This is a genomic window from Aromatoleum toluvorans, from assembly GCF_012910905.1.
In the GTDB taxonomy this organism is placed as follows: domain Bacteria; phylum Pseudomonadota; class Gammaproteobacteria; order Burkholderiales; family Rhodocyclaceae; genus Aromatoleum; species Aromatoleum toluvorans.
On sequence record NZ_WTVN01000034.1, the window covers coordinates 15536 to 32573 of the forward strand.

The following is a 17038-nucleotide window of genomic DNA, read 5'->3' on the forward strand; positions in this document are numbered from 1 at the left end:
GCGGAGAAAATGATGGGCGCGACAGGCGCCGCAAGACGCCTGCCGCGAACCCTGCCCAGGCTCAGGCGGCCTGTTCCTGCTCGTATGCGGAGAGCGTCTGCCGGGCGATGATGAGCTGCTGCACCTCGGTCGCCCCTTCGTAGATGCGCAGCGCGCGGATCTCGCGGTACAGGCGCTCGACCGGATGGTCGGAGACGACGCCGCAGCCGCCCCACAGCTGCACCGCCGCGTCGATGACCTGCTGCGCGGTCTCGGTGGAAGTCATCTTGGCCATCGCCGCGGCACGCGTGATGTTCTTGCCCTGGTCGCGCAGCCACGCCGCGCGGTAGGTGAGCAGTGCCGCGGTGTCGACGTGGGTCGCCATCTGCGCGAGCTTCGCCTGCGTGATCTGGAAGTCGGCGAGCTTCTTGCCGAACATGTCGCGCGTGGTAGCGCGGCGCAGCCCCTCGTCGAGTGCGCGGCGCGCGAAACCGAGCGCGGCGGCGGCGACCGAGGTGCGGAAGATGTCGAGCGTCTGCATCGCGACCTTGAAGCCCTGCCCCGGCTCGCCCAGCAGGCTGGACGCGGGCACGCGACAGCCGGAAAAACGCAGGCGTGCGAGCGGGTGCGGCGCGATCACGTCGATGCGCTCGGCGATCTCGAAACCGGGCAGGTTGGCCTCGACGATGAAGGCGGACAGCCCGCGCGCGCCGGGCGCCTCGCCGGTGCGCGCGAACACGACGTAGAAGTCGGCGATGCCGCCGTTGGAGATCCACGTCTTCTCGCCGTCGAGCACGTAGTCGTTGCCGTCGCGGCGCGCACTGCACGCCATCGCCGCGCTGTCCGAGCCCGAATCGGGTTCGGACAGCGCGAACGCGGGAATCGCGCGGCCGGCGGCGACTTCGGTGAGGTAGCGGCGCTTCTGCGCGTCGCTGCCGTGCAGCGTGATCGCGCCCGAGCCCAGCCCCTGCATGCCCAGCGCGAAGTCCGCGAGGCCCGAATGGCGCGCCAGCGTCTCGCGCAGCAGGCACACGGCGCGCGTGTCGATCTGGTCGTGGCGGCCGCCGTAGGCCGTGCCGCCGACCATGTAGCGCAGCCAGCCGTCGGCGCCGAGTTGGCGCACCAGCTTGCGGCAGGCGTCGTCGAGATCCCCGTGCGGGTGGCCGTCGATGTGCGCGGCCGCCCACGCCTCCAGCTCGATCTGCATGCCGCGGTGGCGCTCGTCGAAGAAGGGCCACTCCAGATAGCTTCGATCACTCATTTTCGCGTCTCCTCTCGGGGCGGTACGCCGGCGGCGCCCACCCTCCTCCTTTGGATATCGTCCTGTGCGGCGCCCGCTCGGGCAGGTCTGTGCCGCTTGTTTCTATCGGCCCATCGGCCACCGACGACCGTTCGGGCTGAGCCTGTCGAAGCCCTGCCAATGCCCTTCGACAGGCTCAGGGCGAACGGGGTAATGCATTCACATACAGGATCGATGATTTTTCTTCGACCCTATCCGCCTCACATCACTTCACCGCCCGACACCGACACCGCCTGCCCCGTGATCGCCTCGGAGCCCGGCAGGCACAGCCACAGCACCGCGTTGGCAACCTCTTCCGGGCGCACGAGGCGGCCCTGCGGGTTGTGCTTCGCCAGTTCGGCGAGCGCCTCGGCCTCGCTGCGGCCGGTCTTCTCGCGGATGTTGGCGACCGCGTCGCGCACGATGTCGGTGTCGGTGTAGCCGGGACACACGGCGTTCACGGTGACGTGCTTGTGCGCCAGTTCCAGCGCCAGCGCGCGCGTCATTCCGATGACGCCATGCTTGGCGGCGCAGTAGGCCGAGACGTAGGGATAGCCCTTCTCGCCCGCGGTGCTGGCGACGTTGATGATGCGGCCCCAGCCGGCGGCGAGCATGCCGGGCAGCGCGGCGCGGGTGGCGAGGTAGGTGCCGGTGAGATTCACGTCCAGCATCTGCTGCCACAGCGCCGGGTCGGTACGCAGGAAGGGGGCGCTGCCGGCCTGGCCGGCGTTGTTCACCAGCACCGCGACCGGGCCGAGCGTGCGCGCAGCGGCGGCAAAAGCCGCCTCGACCGAATCCGCTTTCGCGACATCGACCGCCTCGCAATGCACTTCGCAGCCGGTGCTGCGCAGCGCGGCAGCGCGCTCTTCGAGCTGCGCGCGGGTGCGGCCCATCAGCGTCAGGCGCGCACCTTGCGCGGCGGCGGCCGCGGCGATCGCGGCGCCGATGCCGCGGCCGCCGCCGGTGATCACCACGTGTTTGCCTGCGAGTGCGCGATCCAGATCTGCCGCCATCACATCCTCCGCTTTCGCTTGTCCATCCCGGCCGAGACCGCCGCGCACCGGGATCCGGATACGCCCTGCAATTCGGTGAATGAATAGTCGTTCATTTTACTCGTGCAGTCAACGGGAATCTTTTCTTGCGACGTTTTCCCGTTGTGGGGCGCCGGATCGCCCCCTCGTCGGCAGCTTACGCCGCCCGTTGCGGCGCGCCAGACCCAGGGCCGGCCAGGGTTGCCGCGTGCGCCTGGAAGCGCCGGAGCTCCTCGCGCGGCACGAGCGAGCCGCCCGTCAACCAGATCACCTGCGTCGCGGCGCGCAGGTCGAGCCCATGCTCGCGCACGTAGGCCCGGCCTTCGGCCGAATCGCGCAGCCAGCCCGGCCCGGCGACCCCGGCCGCCGCGGAGGGCTCGACTTCCACGCCCAGCGATGTCTTGAGCGCGAGCAGGTGAAGGTAGAGCTGGTCGTCGGGGACGGTGAACACGCCGGCGAGTTGCGACGCCATCAGGGGGCTGACCAGATGGGAAGCCTGGCCCACGGCGAGGCCATCGGCATCGGTGCGGTTGTCGAGGCCGATGTCGTAGACGGAGACGGGGGCGTCGCCCCCCGAAGCGAGCTGCACCAGCATGCACGGCGCGGCGACGGGCTCGGCGAAGAAGCAATGCACATGATCGCCGAACAGCGCCTTGAGACCGTAGGTGATGCCGCCGGGTGCGCCGCCGACGCCGCAGGGGATGTAGACGAAAAGCGGATGCACGGCGTCCACGACGCGGCCGGCTGCGGCAAGCTGGCGGGCCAGATGACGTGCCGCGGCGGCGTAGCCGAAAAAGAGCAGCGCGGAGGATTCGTCATCGACGAAATGGCTGCGCGACGAAGCCTTCGCCTCTTCCCGTCCCGCCGCCACGGCTGCGGCGTAGTCGCCGACGTGTTCCACGACGCGCACGCCGCGTTGGCGCAGGCGGTCCTTCTTCCACGCCTTGGCATCCGCGGACATATGCACCACCGCGTCGAAGCCGAGCGCCGCCGCCATCACCCCGATGCTCAGGCCGAGGTTGCCGGTGCTGCCGACCGACACCGTGTAGCGCGAGAACAGCGCGCGTGCCGCCGCGGTCGCGAGAATGCGGGGATCGGCGCCGGCGGCGAGGAGGCCATGTTCGGTCGCGACGGCCTCGGCGAAGGCGAGCACTTCGTGAAAGCCGCCGCGCGCCTTGATGGAGCCGGCGACCGGCAACTCGTCGTCGCGCTTGACGAACCACGCGCCCCCGGCGCCATCGTCGCCGGCCAACGCCTCGCGCAGCGCAGCGGCGGGCGTCAGTTGCGATTCGACGTGCCCGTTGCTCGATGCGAGTTCCGGAAACAGCGTCGCCATGAGCGGTTCAAAGCGCGCAAGACGCGCCTCCGCCGCCGCGATCAGCTCCGTCGACGGGGCGGAGGCCGGCAGGGCCTGCCCCAGCCGAGGGTTCAGCCACAGCAGCGGTTGGCGGGATTGAAGCTGCGCCAATAGCGCCGGAGAGAGAGCAGTCATGTTGCCGATCCTCGCAGGGGATTCCCGAATGGACGGCAATCTTAAGCCTGCTTGGCAAGCCGGCAAATTGCTGAAATCAGTCTCCGTTCGCCCCGGGATTGTCGAAGGGGGCATTTTCTCAGAGGCGGGAGGCGGATCCCGCGGCGCCCGCCCCTTGCCGACGCCGCAGGTCCCGCGCCCGCAAGGGGCGGCACTGCTACGCGAGCCCTCAGGCGATCGCGTATTCCAGGTTGACCCGCTTGGACGGGGCGAAGCGCTGGCGCGAGAAGAATCTTGCCAGCGCGAAGTCGTCCCAGTTCACCGAGGTGTACACCTTCTTCACGCCCGCCACCTTCATGTTCGTCATGAACTGGTCGAGCAGTTCGCTGCCGACGCCGTGGCCCTGCAGCTCGGGGTCGACGCCGATCGTGTCGATGGTCGCCGAGGTCTCGGGAATGCCGAACTCGCCGAAATAGATGTCGCCCATGACGAAACCGGCGACGTGGCCGTCGATCTCGCACACCAGCGACACGTTGATGTTGTGCTTCGGGTTGAGGATCGCCTCGATCTTGCGCGCGTAGTACTCGCGCCGGTTCTGCTTCGAGGCCACCTGGTCGATGCGGACGATCGCATCCAGGTCGTCCTTCCTGAGCACCCGCATTACCCGCTTCTGGTTCGCCATGCGTCTTCCTCCTCGAATGGGCGCGCCCGGGCCCGGGCGCGCGTCAATGCTTGTCATCATGGACGGCGTTTTCCGCTCCGCGCCGGTGGACCAGCCCGTCGCTCAGGCCTTGCCGCCCTGCTTCTGCATCAGCGTGTAGCCGAACAGCGCGGCACCCAGCGCGCCGGCGATCTGGCTGTCGATCTTGGTCTCGAGCTGCTTGATGCCCAGCAGGCGCTCGATGCGTTTCACGACGCCCGGGTTCTTCGCGATGCCGCCGGTGATGAAGAAGCCCTCTTCCACACCGATCCGCTCCAGCAGGCTCACCACGCGCTCGGCCATCGCCTGGCAGTAAGCCGCGATCACCTTGTTCTTCGTGTAGCCGGCCTTCAGGAGCGCCAGCGCCTCGGACTTCGCGAACACCACGCAGATCGACGACACGGCTTCCGGCTCCTCGTCGACGTCGAAGGAACGCGGGCCCAGCTCGGCGATGGGGATCTGCATCAGGTCGGAGATGACTTCCATGCCGCGGCCGGTACCGGCGGCGCACTTGTCGTTCATCAGGAAGTTCGTGACCTTGCCCTTGTCGTCGCAGTGGATGGCCTTGCAGTCCTGGCCGCCCATGTCGAGGATGGTGCGGACCTTGTTGCCGCCCATGTAGTTCGCGCCGCGGGCGTGGCACGCGATCTCGGTGATCGCCTTGTGGGCGAAGGGCACGTTCACCCGGCCGTAGCCGGTGCCGACGACATAGTTGATGTCCTCGAGCTTCATGCCGATCTTGTCCATGATGCCGGCGAGCGCGTTCTTGGCCGAATCCGGCGAGTTGTTGCCGGTGCGCATGCTGTTGTAGCCATACAGCTCGCCGTCACACACCAGCACCGCCTGCGAGGACACCGAGCCGACGTCGATGCCGCAAGTGATGATCTTCGCGTCCTTCCAGTTCTTCGACTCGTCGTACCAGGTGTTTTCCTGCCAGCGCCAGAATTCCTTCTTCTCGGGGGCGGCGGTGGCGAGCTTGCTTTCATCGACTCCAGCGTTCACTTGATCTCTCCTTGATTCATGTCCGGTCGGTTCAGTGCAGGCGCTCGGCCGCGATCAGCGCGCAGCCCAGCGCGCTGGCGAATTCGGGCAGCTCGGGCAGCAGCACCTCGTCGACCTCCATCGCGTTCTTCAGCGACGCGACAAAGCCCGGGTTATGGCCCATGCCGCCGATCAGCACGACCTGACCGTCGATGCCGACGCGCCGCACCATCGCGCACACGCGGCTTGCGACCGCATCCAGCACGGCCTTGGCGATGTCTTCCTTGGGCGTCGAGGAGTGGATCAGCGACACCACCTCGGACTCCGCGAACACCGTGCATTGCGCGTTCATCGGAATGCTCTTGTCGGACTTCAGGCTGGCTTCGCCGAACTCCTTGAGCGAGAGCTGCAGCGCGCGGCTCATCGCCTCGGCGAAGGAACCGGCGCCGGCCGCGCACTTCTCGTTGCCGGCGAAGTCGATGGCCTTGCCCTCCGCGTCGGTCTTGATGCCGCGGCCTTCCTCGGCACCGACGTCCACCACCGTGCGGGCCTGCGGGTACATGTACACCGCACCGCGCGCGCCGGCGGTCATCTCGGTGATGCCCTCGGTGGCGAAGGCGACCTGGCCGCGGCCGGCGCCGGTGGCGAACACCGACTTCACGTCGCCGCGCGCCACGCCCGCCGCCTTCAGCGCATCGTCGTAGGCCTGTTCGGCGGCCTGGTCCGCGTCGAGGTCGCCCGGCAGCATCAGGTGCGCCTGCTTCACGACCATCAGCGGCTTGCCTTCCATGCTGACCTCTTCGAGCAGCACGACCTTGACGCTGCGCGACCCCATGTCGATTCCTGCGGTGATCATCTTCCTGTCCTCATCTCGTTGGAATTGCTTGTGCATGTTGTACGGGCGCGCCGCTCTCTGGGGGGTTGGGTGTGCCGCGAGCACTCGGGTGATAGGTTGAGCGTTGCACGGCTTGCTCCCTCCCCTTCAAGGGGAGGGCCGGGGTGGGGATGGGTTGCGCGGACCTCACCGAAACCCATCCCCCTCCTAACCTCCCCCTTGAAGGGGGAGGAACAAGGTGCCCCGCCTGACTCGTGAGTTCGATTGCCGCGCCGCTCTCTGCTGTTGTTGGGCGGATCAGGCCGCCAGCTTGCGCAGGCCCAGCTGCTCCATGAAGGCATCGACGCGCGCCTGGGTGCGCACTTCGTCGAACTCGCGCTCGTCGCCCATGTTTCCCTCGTAGGTCATGATCGGGATGCCGGCCTTGGCCATCGCCTGGCGGTTTTCCATGATGCCGACCGAGAGGCCTTCGCAGCCGCGGTTGAGGTGCATCATGCAGCCGTCGACCCCCCAGTCGCGTGCGATGTCGAGCATCATCCGGGACTTCACCGAGGGGTCGAAGAACTGCTGCCACAGCGGCTTCGACAGGTTCCAGTCGGCATACAGGCGCAGCGCCGTGTCGCGGTCGTTCAGCTCGATGCCCTTCTCCCACGGCACGGTGCGCGCGCCCCAGGAACCGTCTTCCTTGTACTCCCAGGTACCTTCGAGGCCGAAGGTGTAGAGCGAGCCGATCGACACCGCACCGTAGCTCTCCAGGTAGCGGAAGATCTTCAGGAAGGGCCACGGCGGCTGCGTGTCGGACATCAGGCGGCAGCGCTCGTTGGCCACCGCGGCGATGCCGCGCGCGACGCGGTCCTTCACCTCGTCGTACAGCTCGTCCATGAAGTCCGCGCACCACTGCGAGGACTTGTGCAGGATGCACAGCACATACAACGAGTACATCGTCTTCTCGTCGAGCGGCGCGGGCCGCGCCTTCTGCAGCTCGCAGATCTGCGCCCAGCGGCTGGTCGAGCGCATCTCGTTCCTGATCGCGCGGATCAGCAGCTCGTCGTCGCACTTGCGCCCGGTGGCCTTCTCGACGAACTCGATCGAGTCGTGCAGCTGGCTGGTGACGTAGTCGAGGCGCTCGGGCGTGAGGTCCTTGTAGGCGCCCACCGAGACGTCGACGTAGAAGTCGGGGATGTTCTTCACGCGCGACACATGCTGGTACCACTTCGCATGCGAGCAGCAGATCTGCGTCTGGTAGATGAAGTCCGAGGTCGGCCACTTGCCGCCGTAGAAGTACTCGTCCAGATGCATGCTGCCCCAGTAGATGCGCATGTAGGAGCACATGTCGCGCGCGAAGCCGTAGGACTCGGCGGCGTCGAGGCAGCGCTGCGTGAACTTCTTGTCGAGCGACACGCCGGCCGAGTACGGCTCGCCGGTCAGCGGATAGACGTCGTCGCCGAGCGAGGTCGGGATCGCGTCGAAGGACCAGCCCGCAGCGGACCAGCGGATGCCGCCGTTGTCCTTGGCGCGGGCGTAGTTGTGGTAGTACTGCTCGCGCAGCTGCTTGGCCTTGCCCCACAGCTTGAGCGGCTCGGTCGGGTAGATCGCCTTCGTATCCATGTCTTGTCTCCTGTCGGGCTCAGAACAGCTCTTCTTCGCTCAGCGTCTCGAGCATCGCCTCGATGCGGATGCGGAACGGGCCGATCGGGTTGGTGATGTCGAATTCGAGGAACAGCGTCGGGATGCCGTTGGCCTCGAGGTGACGCTTGAGGTCCGGGTAATCGCCTTCGTGCGGGTCGCAGAACTTCTGCTGCAGGAACACGGCCGCCTGCACCTTGTATTCCTTCGCGAGGTTCAGCACGTGGTCGAAGCGCGTGTGCGCCGGGTAGTCCTTGGTCGGGCAGGCCGGGCGGTCGCAGTAGCGTTCGGCAATCGCCTTGACGACGTCGGCCTCGGGCTTCGAGGCGTTCCAGAAGTAGCGCGTGCCCGAGCACTGGTCGTCGATGACGATCGTGGCTCCGACCGACTCGACCATCGCCATGAAGGCGACGTCGTCGTTCTCCGAGCCGATCGTCATGAAGCGCGCACCCGTCGGGCGCGTGACTTTCCGGCTGGGCAGCGCCGCCAGCACCTTGCGGAGCATCTCGTTGTGCTCGCGCTTGTCGATGAACTGCGCGGTGATCGACGCGTACAGCGCCTCGACGCCGGTGACCTTGGGATTTTCGTCCTTGCGGTAGTCGAACAGCTCGCGCAGCAGGCGGCGGTTCTCGTCCATCACCACGAGCGCGTCGCGCAGCATGTCGTCGGTGAGTTCCTTGCCGGTCAGCGTCTGCAGGAACACGCGGAAGCGCTGGATCTCGGCGTAGTGCGCCTTGCGCGAGTGCGGCGACTGCACGTCATTGGGCATCGCCACGTAGTAGTCCCATTGCACCGTCGGCACGTTCTGGCGCCACGAGCTGTAGGCCTGACGGTACTGGATGCAGGACTGCGTCAGCGTGACGCCTTCCGCGTAGTCGAAGCGGCCCAGCAGGCCCTGCGCCAGCGAGTCGCGGCAGAACGGGCAGAACATGCCGAAGATGTGCGGCTCGGTGACGTTCTGCGGCTCGTGCGCGCCGAGCACACGCACCGGCAGCATGCCGGCCGCGATCAGCAGCTCCTCGGGCGTGTAGGTGCACATCGTCGCGACGACCTGGCCGCCGGTGCGCGCCTTCCACGCGCGGGCGTAGTCGTGGCGCTTCTCGTACCACTCCTTGAACTGGTCAAACAATCCGTCGTTCATGAATCCGTCTCCTTGTGATTGCCCCACCCGCCGGGCGATCCGCCCTGTCGGGGAGCCTGCCGGCCCAGTCGTCCCGGTCCCCTGTCCGTTCCCGTCTCCACTCCAGTCTGTTTGATGTCCATCAACTGACTGAATGTTCGTTCACTCTACATCCGGAGTTTGGCGAAAGCAAGCGCAGAATGAACAATTATTCATTCGACTGCAATGGAGTGCAGGCGGACGGACCTGCGGTAAGGGGCGAGGCGAGGAAAAGGGAATCGACGGCGAATCCCTGCGTGCCCGTCGACGCGTTCAGGGCGCAGGGCGGCGGCGCCGACCCATTAGCGGTGGCGGAAGGCGCAGGAGCGGGGGCGCCGTGTCACGAGGGTGCGGCAGGCGCGCGGGGCAAGGCGTCGCGGCCCTGCCCCGCCGCGGGGATCAGGCGTGGAAGCGCCCGTCCGGCCGCAATGCCACGCGCTGCAGCAGCGGCGACAGGCGGTAGCGCTCCTCGCCATAGTGCGCGCGCAGGTTCTCCAGCACGCGCGCGACGAAGGGGACGCCCAGCGCGTCGGCCCACGCGAGCGGGCCGCGCGGGTAGTTGGTGCCGTAGCGCATCGCGGTGTCGATGTCGGCGGCGGTGCCGATGCCCTGCAGGACGCCGTCGGCGGCTTCGTTCGCGAGCATCGCGACGGTGCGCAGGCCGACCAGGCCGGCGACGTCGTCGAGGCGGCCGATGACTGCCTCGGTGCGCTGCAGCGTGCCGACGACGGCGTTCCACGCCCCGTGGCCGCAGGAATCGGCACGGGCGAGCGTGAGGCGCTTGGCCGTTGCGTAGTCGAGCGCGAGATCCATGACGACGAGGTTGGCGAAGCCTTCCTCGTGGGCACGGCGCGAGGCGCTGCGGCCGTCGGACAGCGCCAGACGGGCGGTGCCGATGTCGATCCAGCCGCGGGCGGCGCCGGCGCCCTGCCCTTCGCCCGGTACGCGGCGCACGATGACGCCACCGGCTTCGAGGCGGGCGATCAGCGGGGTCGCGGGGCCGAGGTCGCCGACCACCGTGACCGCGGCTTCACCTTGCTGCGGCGCTTCGCTCTGCGGCGCGGGCGGGCTCGCGCCTTCGGCGTAGTCGTAGAAACCGCGCCCGCTCTTGCGCCCCAGGCGGCCGGCGGCGACGAGCTCCTGCTGGATCAGGCTCGGCGTGAAGCGCTTGTCGCCGAAGTAGGCGTCGAAGACGGACCGGGTGACGGCGAAGTTCACGTCGTGGCCGATGAGGTCCATCAGCTCGAAGGGGCCCATCGGGAAGCCGCAGCCGTCGCGCAGCGCCGCGTCGAGCGTTGCGGGGTCGGCGGCGCGCTCGCCCAGCACGCGCAGGGCCTCGGCGTAGTACGGGCGGGCGACGCGATTGACGATGAAGCCGGGCGTCGAGGTCGCGTGCACCGGGACCTTGCCCCAGGCTTTCGCGGTTTCGTACAGCGTGTCGGCGAGGGCGCGCGTCGTCGCGAGGCCGGAGACGATCTCGACCAGCTTCATGCGCGGCGCGGGGTTGAAGAAGTGCAGGCCCGCGAGGCGTTCCGGGCGGTCGAGCGCGGCGCCGATCTGCGTGATCGACAGCGACGAGGTGTTGGTCGCGAGGATCGCGTCCGCGTCGAGCAGGTCTTCGAGCGCCCGGAAAAGTTTTTGTTTGACGTCGAGGTTCTCGACGATGGCTTCGATCGCGAGGCCGGCGTCGCGCGCGGCGGCGAGCTCGGTGACGGGGATCACGCGCGCGAGCGTGGCGTCCGCCTCGGCCTCGGCGAGCTTGCCCCTGGCGGCGAGGAAGCGCAGGTCGCGCGCGATGCCGTCGCGGCCCTTCTCGACCGCTTCGGCGCGCGTGTCGTAGAGGTAGACGGCGTGCCCGGCGGCGGCGGCGACGTGGGCGATGCCGCTGCCCATCGCCCCGGCGCCGATGACGAGCACCTTCACGTCGGTGGTGAGCGCGGTCATCGCGTCACCTCACTCCGAATCGGGGGCCGGGTTGAAGTGCTCCTTGCCGTTGCCGCAGTCGGGGCAGACCCAGTCCTCGGGGACGTCTTCCCATTTCGTGCCGGCCGCAATGCCGTCGTCGGGCAGGCCGTCGGCCTCGTTGTAGGGGAAGTAGCAGGCGCTGCACTGGTAGATGGTCATGATGGCGTTCTCTCTGTGTCGTTGAGGGGGGGTCGGGCGCTCTGCGGCGCCGTTCTGGGGTTTCGCAGGGCGGAAGAGCGCAGCGCCTTCCGCCGGATGCATGGGGCGATCCAAGCACCACGGCGGAAGGCGCCTTCGGCTTTTCCGCCCTACGTCATATCGGTGAAGTGCTCGGGAAATTCGGCGTCCGCCGCTCGCGCACGGCGGCGAGGCCTTCGCGCACTTCGGGGCCGGTGAAGCCGAGCATCTCCAGCGCGACCGAGTTGTCGAAGATCGGGCCGGCCTGGCGCAGCCAGTTGTTGAGGCTGTGCTTGGTCCAGCGCAGCGCCGTCTGCGGGCCGGCGGCGAGCTTCTTCGCGATGTCGAAGGCGGTGGCGCGCAGGGCGTCGGCCTCCACCGCCATCGACACGAGGCCGATGCGTTCGGCTTCCTCGCCGCTCACTTCGTTCGACAGCAGCAGATGCAGCTTCGCCTTCGCCATGCCGCACAGGAGCGGCCAGATGATCGCGGCGTGGTCGCCCGCGGCCACCCCCAGACGGGTGTGGCCGTCGATGAGGCGTGCGTTCTTCGCGGCGATCGAGATGTCCGCCAGCAGCGCGACGGCGAGGCCGCCGCCGACCGCCGGGCCGTTGATCGCCGAGACGATCACTTTCGAGCAGTTGATCATGTTGTAGACGATGTCGCGCGCTTCCTTCCACACGCGGGCGCGGTGCTCGAACTCGTCGACCATCGCGGCGACGAGGTCCAGTGTGCCGCCGGCGGAGAAGCCCTTGTCCTGGCCGCGCACGACGATCACCGACACCGCCGGATCGCGGTCGAGGTCGCGCCAGATGTCGGCGAGCTCGCCGTGGCCGGTGGCGTCGGCGGCGGGGAGCTTGCCCGGCTCGCCGAGGATCACTTCGGCGATGCCGTGCTCGTGGAGCTCGACCTTGAGGTTGGTGTAACGGCTGTAGTCCATCGTCTGTCCTTCGTTCTCGATCGTAGGGCGGAAAAGCGAAGCGCCTTCCGCCGTATGCCGGGCCCGGATGAGCGCATGCGGCGGCGAAGTTGCTTTCGGCTTTCCGCCCTACGGGTTATGCGGCTCCAGAAAGCGGCTGAAGCGCTCGCGCCATTCGCCGTCGATCGCGGTCGCGCGCGGGGCGCCGCCGAGATCGGCCCACACCACCGTCTGCTTCGCGCGGAAGCGCACCTGCTCGCCCATCGACGCGGTCGTGACGATGTCCATCGAGCTGCCGCCGATGCGCGCGACGTAGAGCGTGAAGGTCAGTTCGTCGCCGTGCATGCTCGGCGCGATGAAATCGACTTCGAGGTGGCGCATCGGTACGCCGCGGCGGATCTCGGCGTGCAGCTTGTAGAAGTCCACGCCGATGCCGCGGTCGAACCAGTCCTCGATCACTTCGTTGCACAGCACCAGGCACTGCGGGTAGAAGACGATGCCGGCCGGGTCGCAGTGGTGGAAGCGGATGGGTTTCTTGCATTCGAAGATCATGGCGGTTTCAGTCCAGGATGCGGTTCACGAATTCGCCGACGGCCTCGATCACGGCCGCGGGCTGGTCCTTGTGCGGGGAATGGCGGCAGTCGGCGAGCTTGACGAGATCCACGTCGCGCGCCTGCGCGGCGATGCGGTCGATCTGGTCCATGGTGCCATACTCGTCGTCCTCGCCCTGGATCGCGAGCACCGGGCAGGCGATGCGCGGCACGTACTCCTCGATGTTCCACGCGCGGAAATCCGGGTGCAGCCAGATGTCGTTCCAGCCCCGGAAGGCCGCGTCGACGTCGGCGTGGTACTTGCCGAGGCGCGCCGGCAGATCCGTGCTCTGCCACGCGACCTTGGCCTGCGCGATGCTTTTCACCGAGATGTCCTCGACCAGCACGTGCGGCGCCATCAGGATCACGCCGGAGAGCTTCGTGTCGGTGCCGCCCGCGCAGATCAGCGCGATCGAGCCGCCGTCGGAGTGGCCGAGGAGGATGGGCCGGTCGAGCTGCAGCGCGTCGAGCAGCGCCGGCAGCACCGCGAGGCCCTCGTCGTGCATGTAGCGCGTGGTGCGCGGCAGCTCGGCCGCATCGGAGCGGCCGTAGCCGGCGCGGGAAAAGACCACCGCCTCGCAGCCGGTCGCATCGGCGATCTTCTGCGGGAAGTCGCGCCACATCGCCACCGAACCCAGCCCCTCGTGCAGGAACACGATCGCGGGCGCGCCTTCGCGCGGATGCGCGGAAGGCAGCCGGACGTATTCGAGATTCTTGCCGCCGACATGAACCTGCTTCATTCAGACCCCCAGGTGTTTTTGGATGAGCTCGGGATTATTGCGCACCTCCTCGCTCGGGCCATCGAACACGACCTGGCCTTTCACGAGGATCATCGAGCGGTCGGTCAGCGCGGTGACCGCCGAGTGGTTCTTGTCGACGATCACCGTGGCGATGCCGCTGTCGCGGATCTCGCGCACCACGCGCCAGATCTCGCGCACGATCAGGGGCGCCAGGCCTTCGGTCGCCTCGTCGAGGATCAGCAGGTCCGGGTTGGTCATCAGCGCACGCCCGATCGTGAGCATCTGCTGCTCGCCGCCCGAGAGTTGACCGCCGCCGTTGGTGAGGCGTTCGGCAAGGCGCGGGAAGGTCGCCATCACGCGGTCGAAAGTCCAGTCGCGCTGGCCGTCGACGCCGGCGCGCGCGGCCATCAGCAGGTTCTCCTTCACCGACAGGTTCGGGAAGATGCCGCGGCCTTCGGGGACGTAGGCGATGCCGAGGCGCGCGATCTTGTGCGTCGGCCCGCCGGTCATGCGCTGGCCGCGCACCAGCACGCCGCCGGCCTTGGGCATCAGGAAGCCCATCATCGTGCGGATCAGCGTCGTCTTGCCCATGCCGTTGCGGCCCATCAGGCCGAGCGCCTCGCCCTTGCGGATGTGGAAATTCACGCCGTGCAGGATGTGGCTGGAACCGTAATAGGTGTGCAGGCCGATCGCCTCGAGCAGCAGCTCGCGCTGGTCGGGCGCCGCCTGCGCGGCCGGGGCCACGGCCGCCATCGCGACGGGGGCCGCCGTGTCATTCATTCTGAACATGGACATGTCATTCATGCTCCGCCTCGTGTCCGAGATAGGCCTGCTGCACGTCGGGGCTGTTGCGGATCTGCTCCGGCGAACCCGATTCCAGCACCTGGCCGTTGACCATCACGGTGATGCGGTCCGAAACCGCGAACACCGCGTCCATGTCGTGCTCGACGAGCAGGATCGCGCGCGTCGTCTTCAGGCGGTTCAAGAGCGTGACCATCTGCGCCGACTCCTCCGAGCCCATGCCGGCGAGCGGCTCGTCGAGCAGCAGCACCTCGGCGTCGGTCGCGAGCACCATCGCAATCTCGAGCTGCCTTTGTTCGCCGTGCGACATCGTGCCGGCGACGCGCTCCTCGCGGCCGGCAAGGCCCGCCTCGGCGATCGCGGCGCGCGCGCGCTCGACCGCATCCGGCATGCGCAGCGCATCGGTCAGCAGGCTCCACGGGCGGGGTTTGCGCGACTGCGCGGCGAGGCGGCAGTTCTCCAGCACCGTGAACTTCGGGAAGATGTTGGTGCGCTGGTAGCTGCGGCCGATGCCGATCCTGGAGCGCTGGTAGGCGGTCAGCCCGGTGATGTCCTCGCCCTTGAAGCGGATCGTGCCTTCGGACGGCGGCAGGTCGCCCGACAGCATGTTGATGCAGGTCGATTTGCCGGCGCCATTGGGCCCGAGCAGCGCGTGCAGCACGCCGCGCTCAAGGGCGATGTTGACGTTCTGGTTCGCCGTGAGGCCGCCGAAGCGGCGCGTCATGCCTTCGGCGGCAAGCAGCACTTCACTCATTGGTCTTTCCCCCGTTGATGCGCGCGAGGATGCGGGCCGGCGTCGCGGCCATGCCGCCCGGCATGAAGAGCACCGCGGCGACGATGGTGAGGCCCATCAGCAACTGCCAGTGCTTGGTGAGGCCGGTGAAGATCTCCTGCAGGCCCACGAGCGCCACCGCCCCGGCAATCGCGCCGACGAGGTTGCCCATGCCGCCGAGGATCACCATCAGCAGCACGTCGCCGGACTTGTGCCACGACAGGTACTCCGGCGTGACGAAGCCGAACAGCACCGCGTACAGGAAGCCCGCCAGCCCCGCGAGGCCGCCCGCCAACGTGAAGGCGGCGAGCTTGTAGCGGAAGGTCGCGTAGCCGAGCGAGAGCATGCGGTGCTCGTTGCTGCGGATCCCGACCAGCACGCGGCCGAAGGGCGAGCGCAGCACGAGCTTCAAGAGCGCATACACGAAGAGCATCGCGCCGACGACGAAGTAGTACAGGTGATGCGGCTCGTTGAGGTCGAACGGCGCCCAGCCGGCGATCGCCGCATCCGGCTTGAAGTTGAGGTAGATGCCGTCCGAGCCGCCGCCCACCGGCGTGTCGTGGAACACGTAGTAGGCCATCTGCGCGAACGCGAGCGTCACCATGATGAAGTAGATGCCCTTGGTGCGCAGCACGAAGAGGCCGATCAGGAAGGCCGCGACCGCCGCCGCGAGCACCGAGGCGGGCAGCGCCAGCCACAGGCTCGCCGGGTCGTACTTCGGCGTCAGCAGCGCCACCGCGTAGGCCGCGATGCCGAAGTAGGCGGCGTGGCCGAAGGACACCAGCCCGGTGAAGCCGACCAAGAGGTCGAGGCTCATCGCGAAGATCGCGAGGATCAGCACCTTGGCGATCAGCTCGGCGTAGAACTCCGAGCCGAAGGCCGGGAAGGCCAGCACGCCGGCCAGCGCCGCGAGCTTGAGGAAGGTGGTGGTACGGGAATTCATCGCCTTGTCTCCCTCACGCCTTTTTGAAGATGCCTTCGGGGCGCCACAGCAGCACCACGGCCATCACGAGATAGACCATCAGGCCCGCGAGATCCGGCAGCAGCACCTTGCCGAAGGTGTCGGCGAAGCCGATCACCAGCGCCGCGACGAGCGCGCCCCACACCGAGCCGACGCCGCCGATCACGACGATCACGAAGGAGATGATCAGCACGCTGGAGCCCATGCCCGGATACACCGAGCTGATCGGCGCCGCAAGCATGCCGGCGAGCGCCGCGAGCGCGACACCCAGCGCGAACACGGTGCGGTACAGCAGGTTGATGTCGATGCCGAGCGCCTTGACCATGTCGCGGTCGTGGCTGCCGGCGCGGATCATCATGCCCAGGCGCGTCTTCTGGATCAGCCAGTACAGCCCGCCCGCGAGCGCGAGGCACACGACCGAGATCACCAGGCGATAGACGGGGTAGCTGAGGTTGTCGGAGAGCGGGATCGACGCCGAGAACAGTTCCGGGATCGTCACGCCATGCACCTCGTCGCCGACGGCGAGGCTGCGCAGCTCCTCGAAGATCAGGATCAGGCCGTAGGTCAGCAGCACCTGCTCGAGGTGGTCGCGCTTGTACAGATGCGAGAACAGTGCCCATTCGAGGATCGCGCCGAACACGAAGGCGAGCGGCAGCCCCAGCGCGATCGCGAGCATCAGGTTGCCCGTCAGGCTCGTCAGCGCGAATGCGAGGTAGGCGCCGACCATGTAGAAGCTGCCGTGCGCGAGATTGATGATGCCCATGATGCCGAACACCAGCGTCAGGCCGCTGGCCACCAGGAACAGCAGCAGGCCGTACTGCAGCGAGTTCAGCACCTGGATCAGGAAGGAAACGAAATCCATGAGTCTTCCCCTCCGGGCGCCTTTTCTGGGTGCCCGGATATGTTGGATTGGAGCGGATGGGACGGACTGCTATCGGCCCGGTAGGCACGGTCGCCCCCTCCCCTTCAAGGGGAGGGCTGGGGTGGGGATGGGTGGACTCCGAAGCGCCCGAAAGAAACCCATCCCCATCCTGTCCTTCCCCTTGAAGGGG

The 17038-nt window shown here is 67.8% G+C and carries 17 protein-coding genes; all 17 read right to left on the reverse strand.

Features of this window, described 5'->3' with window-relative positions:
• Positions 1 to 61: 61 nt before the first annotated feature.
• A complete protein-coding gene (locus GPA22_RS18250) occupies positions 62 to 1240 on the reverse strand; it encodes an acyl-CoA dehydrogenase family protein (RefSeq protein ID WP_169257488.1) in 1179 nt (392 codons plus the stop codon).
• A gap of 239 nt (positions 1241 to 1479) precedes the next feature.
• Positions 1480 to 2271, reverse strand: a complete 792-nt coding sequence (locus GPA22_RS18255; RefSeq protein WP_169257489.1) for an SDR family NAD(P)-dependent oxidoreductase — start codon at positions 2269 to 2271, stop codon at positions 1480 to 1482.
• A 175-nt stretch (positions 2272 to 2446) separates the two neighbouring features.
• Entirely contained in the window at positions 2447 to 3781 is a 1335-nt protein-coding gene (dsdA, locus tag GPA22_RS18260; RefSeq protein ID WP_169257490.1) for a D-serine ammonia-lyase, read from the reverse strand.
• Between the two features lie 208 nt (positions 3782 to 3989).
• The gene (locus GPA22_RS18265; RefSeq protein ID WP_169257491.1) at positions 3990 to 4442 is read right to left on the reverse strand and encodes a GNAT family N-acetyltransferase; all 453 of its coding nucleotides are present in this window, start codon (positions 4440 to 4442) and stop codon (positions 3990 to 3992) included.
• Positions 4443 to 4544: 102 nt separating this feature from the next.
• Positions 4545 to 5462, reverse strand: coding sequence for a benzoyl-CoA reductase, bzd-type, subunit Q (gene bzdQ, locus GPA22_RS18270; RefSeq protein ID WP_169257492.1), 918 nt, complete (start codon positions 5460 to 5462; stop codon positions 4545 to 4547).
• 31 nt (positions 5463 to 5493) lie between these two features.
• Positions 5494 to 6297 (reverse strand): acyl-CoA dehydratase activase, encoded by an 804-nt coding sequence (locus GPA22_RS18275; protein WP_169257493.1) that lies wholly within the window; start codon positions 6295 to 6297, stop codon positions 5494 to 5496.
• A gap of 276 nt (positions 6298 to 6573) precedes the next feature.
• On the reverse strand, positions 6574 to 7884 hold the full coding sequence (gene bzdO / locus GPA22_RS18280) for a benzoyl-CoA reductase, bzd-type, subunit O (protein WP_169257494.1): 1311 nt from the start codon (positions 7882 to 7884) through the stop codon (positions 6574 to 6576).
• A 19-nt stretch (positions 7885 to 7903) separates the two neighbouring features.
• Positions 7904 to 9043 carry a benzoyl-CoA reductase, bzd-type, subunit N gene (gene bzdN / locus GPA22_RS18285; protein WP_169257495.1) on the reverse strand — a complete coding sequence of 380 codons (1140 nt, stop codon included), beginning with the start codon at positions 9041 to 9043 and terminating at the stop codon, positions 7904 to 7906.
• 417 nt (positions 9044 to 9460) lie between these two features.
• Positions 9461 to 11005 carry a 3-hydroxyacyl-CoA dehydrogenase PaaH gene (gene paaH / locus GPA22_RS18290; RefSeq protein WP_169257496.1) on the reverse strand — a complete coding sequence of 515 codons (1545 nt, stop codon included), beginning with the start codon at positions 11003 to 11005 and terminating at the stop codon, positions 9461 to 9463.
• A gap of 9 nt (positions 11006 to 11014) precedes the next feature.
• Positions 11015 to 11185: a rubredoxin gene (locus GPA22_RS18295; RefSeq protein WP_169257497.1), complete on the reverse strand. Its 171-nt coding sequence runs from the start codon at positions 11183 to 11185 to the stop codon at positions 11015 to 11017.
• A 154-nt stretch (positions 11186 to 11339) separates the two neighbouring features.
• Positions 11340 to 12143, reverse strand: a complete 804-nt coding sequence (locus GPA22_RS18300; protein WP_169257498.1) for an enoyl-CoA hydratase/isomerase family protein — start codon at positions 12141 to 12143, stop codon at positions 11340 to 11342.
• Between the two features lie 108 nt (positions 12144 to 12251).
• Entirely contained in the window at positions 12252 to 12674 is a 423-nt protein-coding gene (locus GPA22_RS18305) for a benzoyl-CoA thioesterase (RefSeq protein ID WP_169257499.1), read from the reverse strand.
• 7 nt (positions 12675 to 12681) lie between these two features.
• Positions 12682 to 13452, reverse strand: a complete 771-nt coding sequence (locus tag GPA22_RS18310) for an alpha/beta fold hydrolase (protein WP_169257500.1) — start codon at positions 13450 to 13452, stop codon at positions 12682 to 12684.
• On the reverse strand, positions 13453 to 14205 hold the full coding sequence (locus tag GPA22_RS18315) for an ABC transporter ATP-binding protein (RefSeq protein WP_169257517.1): 753 nt from the start codon (positions 14203 to 14205) through the stop codon (positions 13453 to 13455). It lies immediately after the preceding gene.
• A gap of 43 nt (positions 14206 to 14248) precedes the next feature.
• Entirely contained in the window at positions 14249 to 15007 is a 759-nt protein-coding gene (locus tag GPA22_RS18320; RefSeq protein ID WP_169257501.1) for an ABC transporter ATP-binding protein, read from the reverse strand.
• Entirely contained in the window at positions 15000 to 15968 is a 969-nt protein-coding gene (locus GPA22_RS18325) for a branched-chain amino acid ABC transporter permease (RefSeq protein ID WP_169257502.1), read from the reverse strand. The genes GPA22_RS18320 and GPA22_RS18325 overlap by 8 nt, the downstream gene beginning before the upstream one ends.
• Positions 15969 to 15981: 13 nt before the next feature.
• A complete protein-coding gene (locus GPA22_RS18330) occupies positions 15982 to 16848 on the reverse strand; it encodes a branched-chain amino acid ABC transporter permease (RefSeq protein ID WP_169257503.1) in 867 nt (288 codons plus the stop codon).
• Positions 16849 to 17038 lie beyond the last annotated feature (190 nt).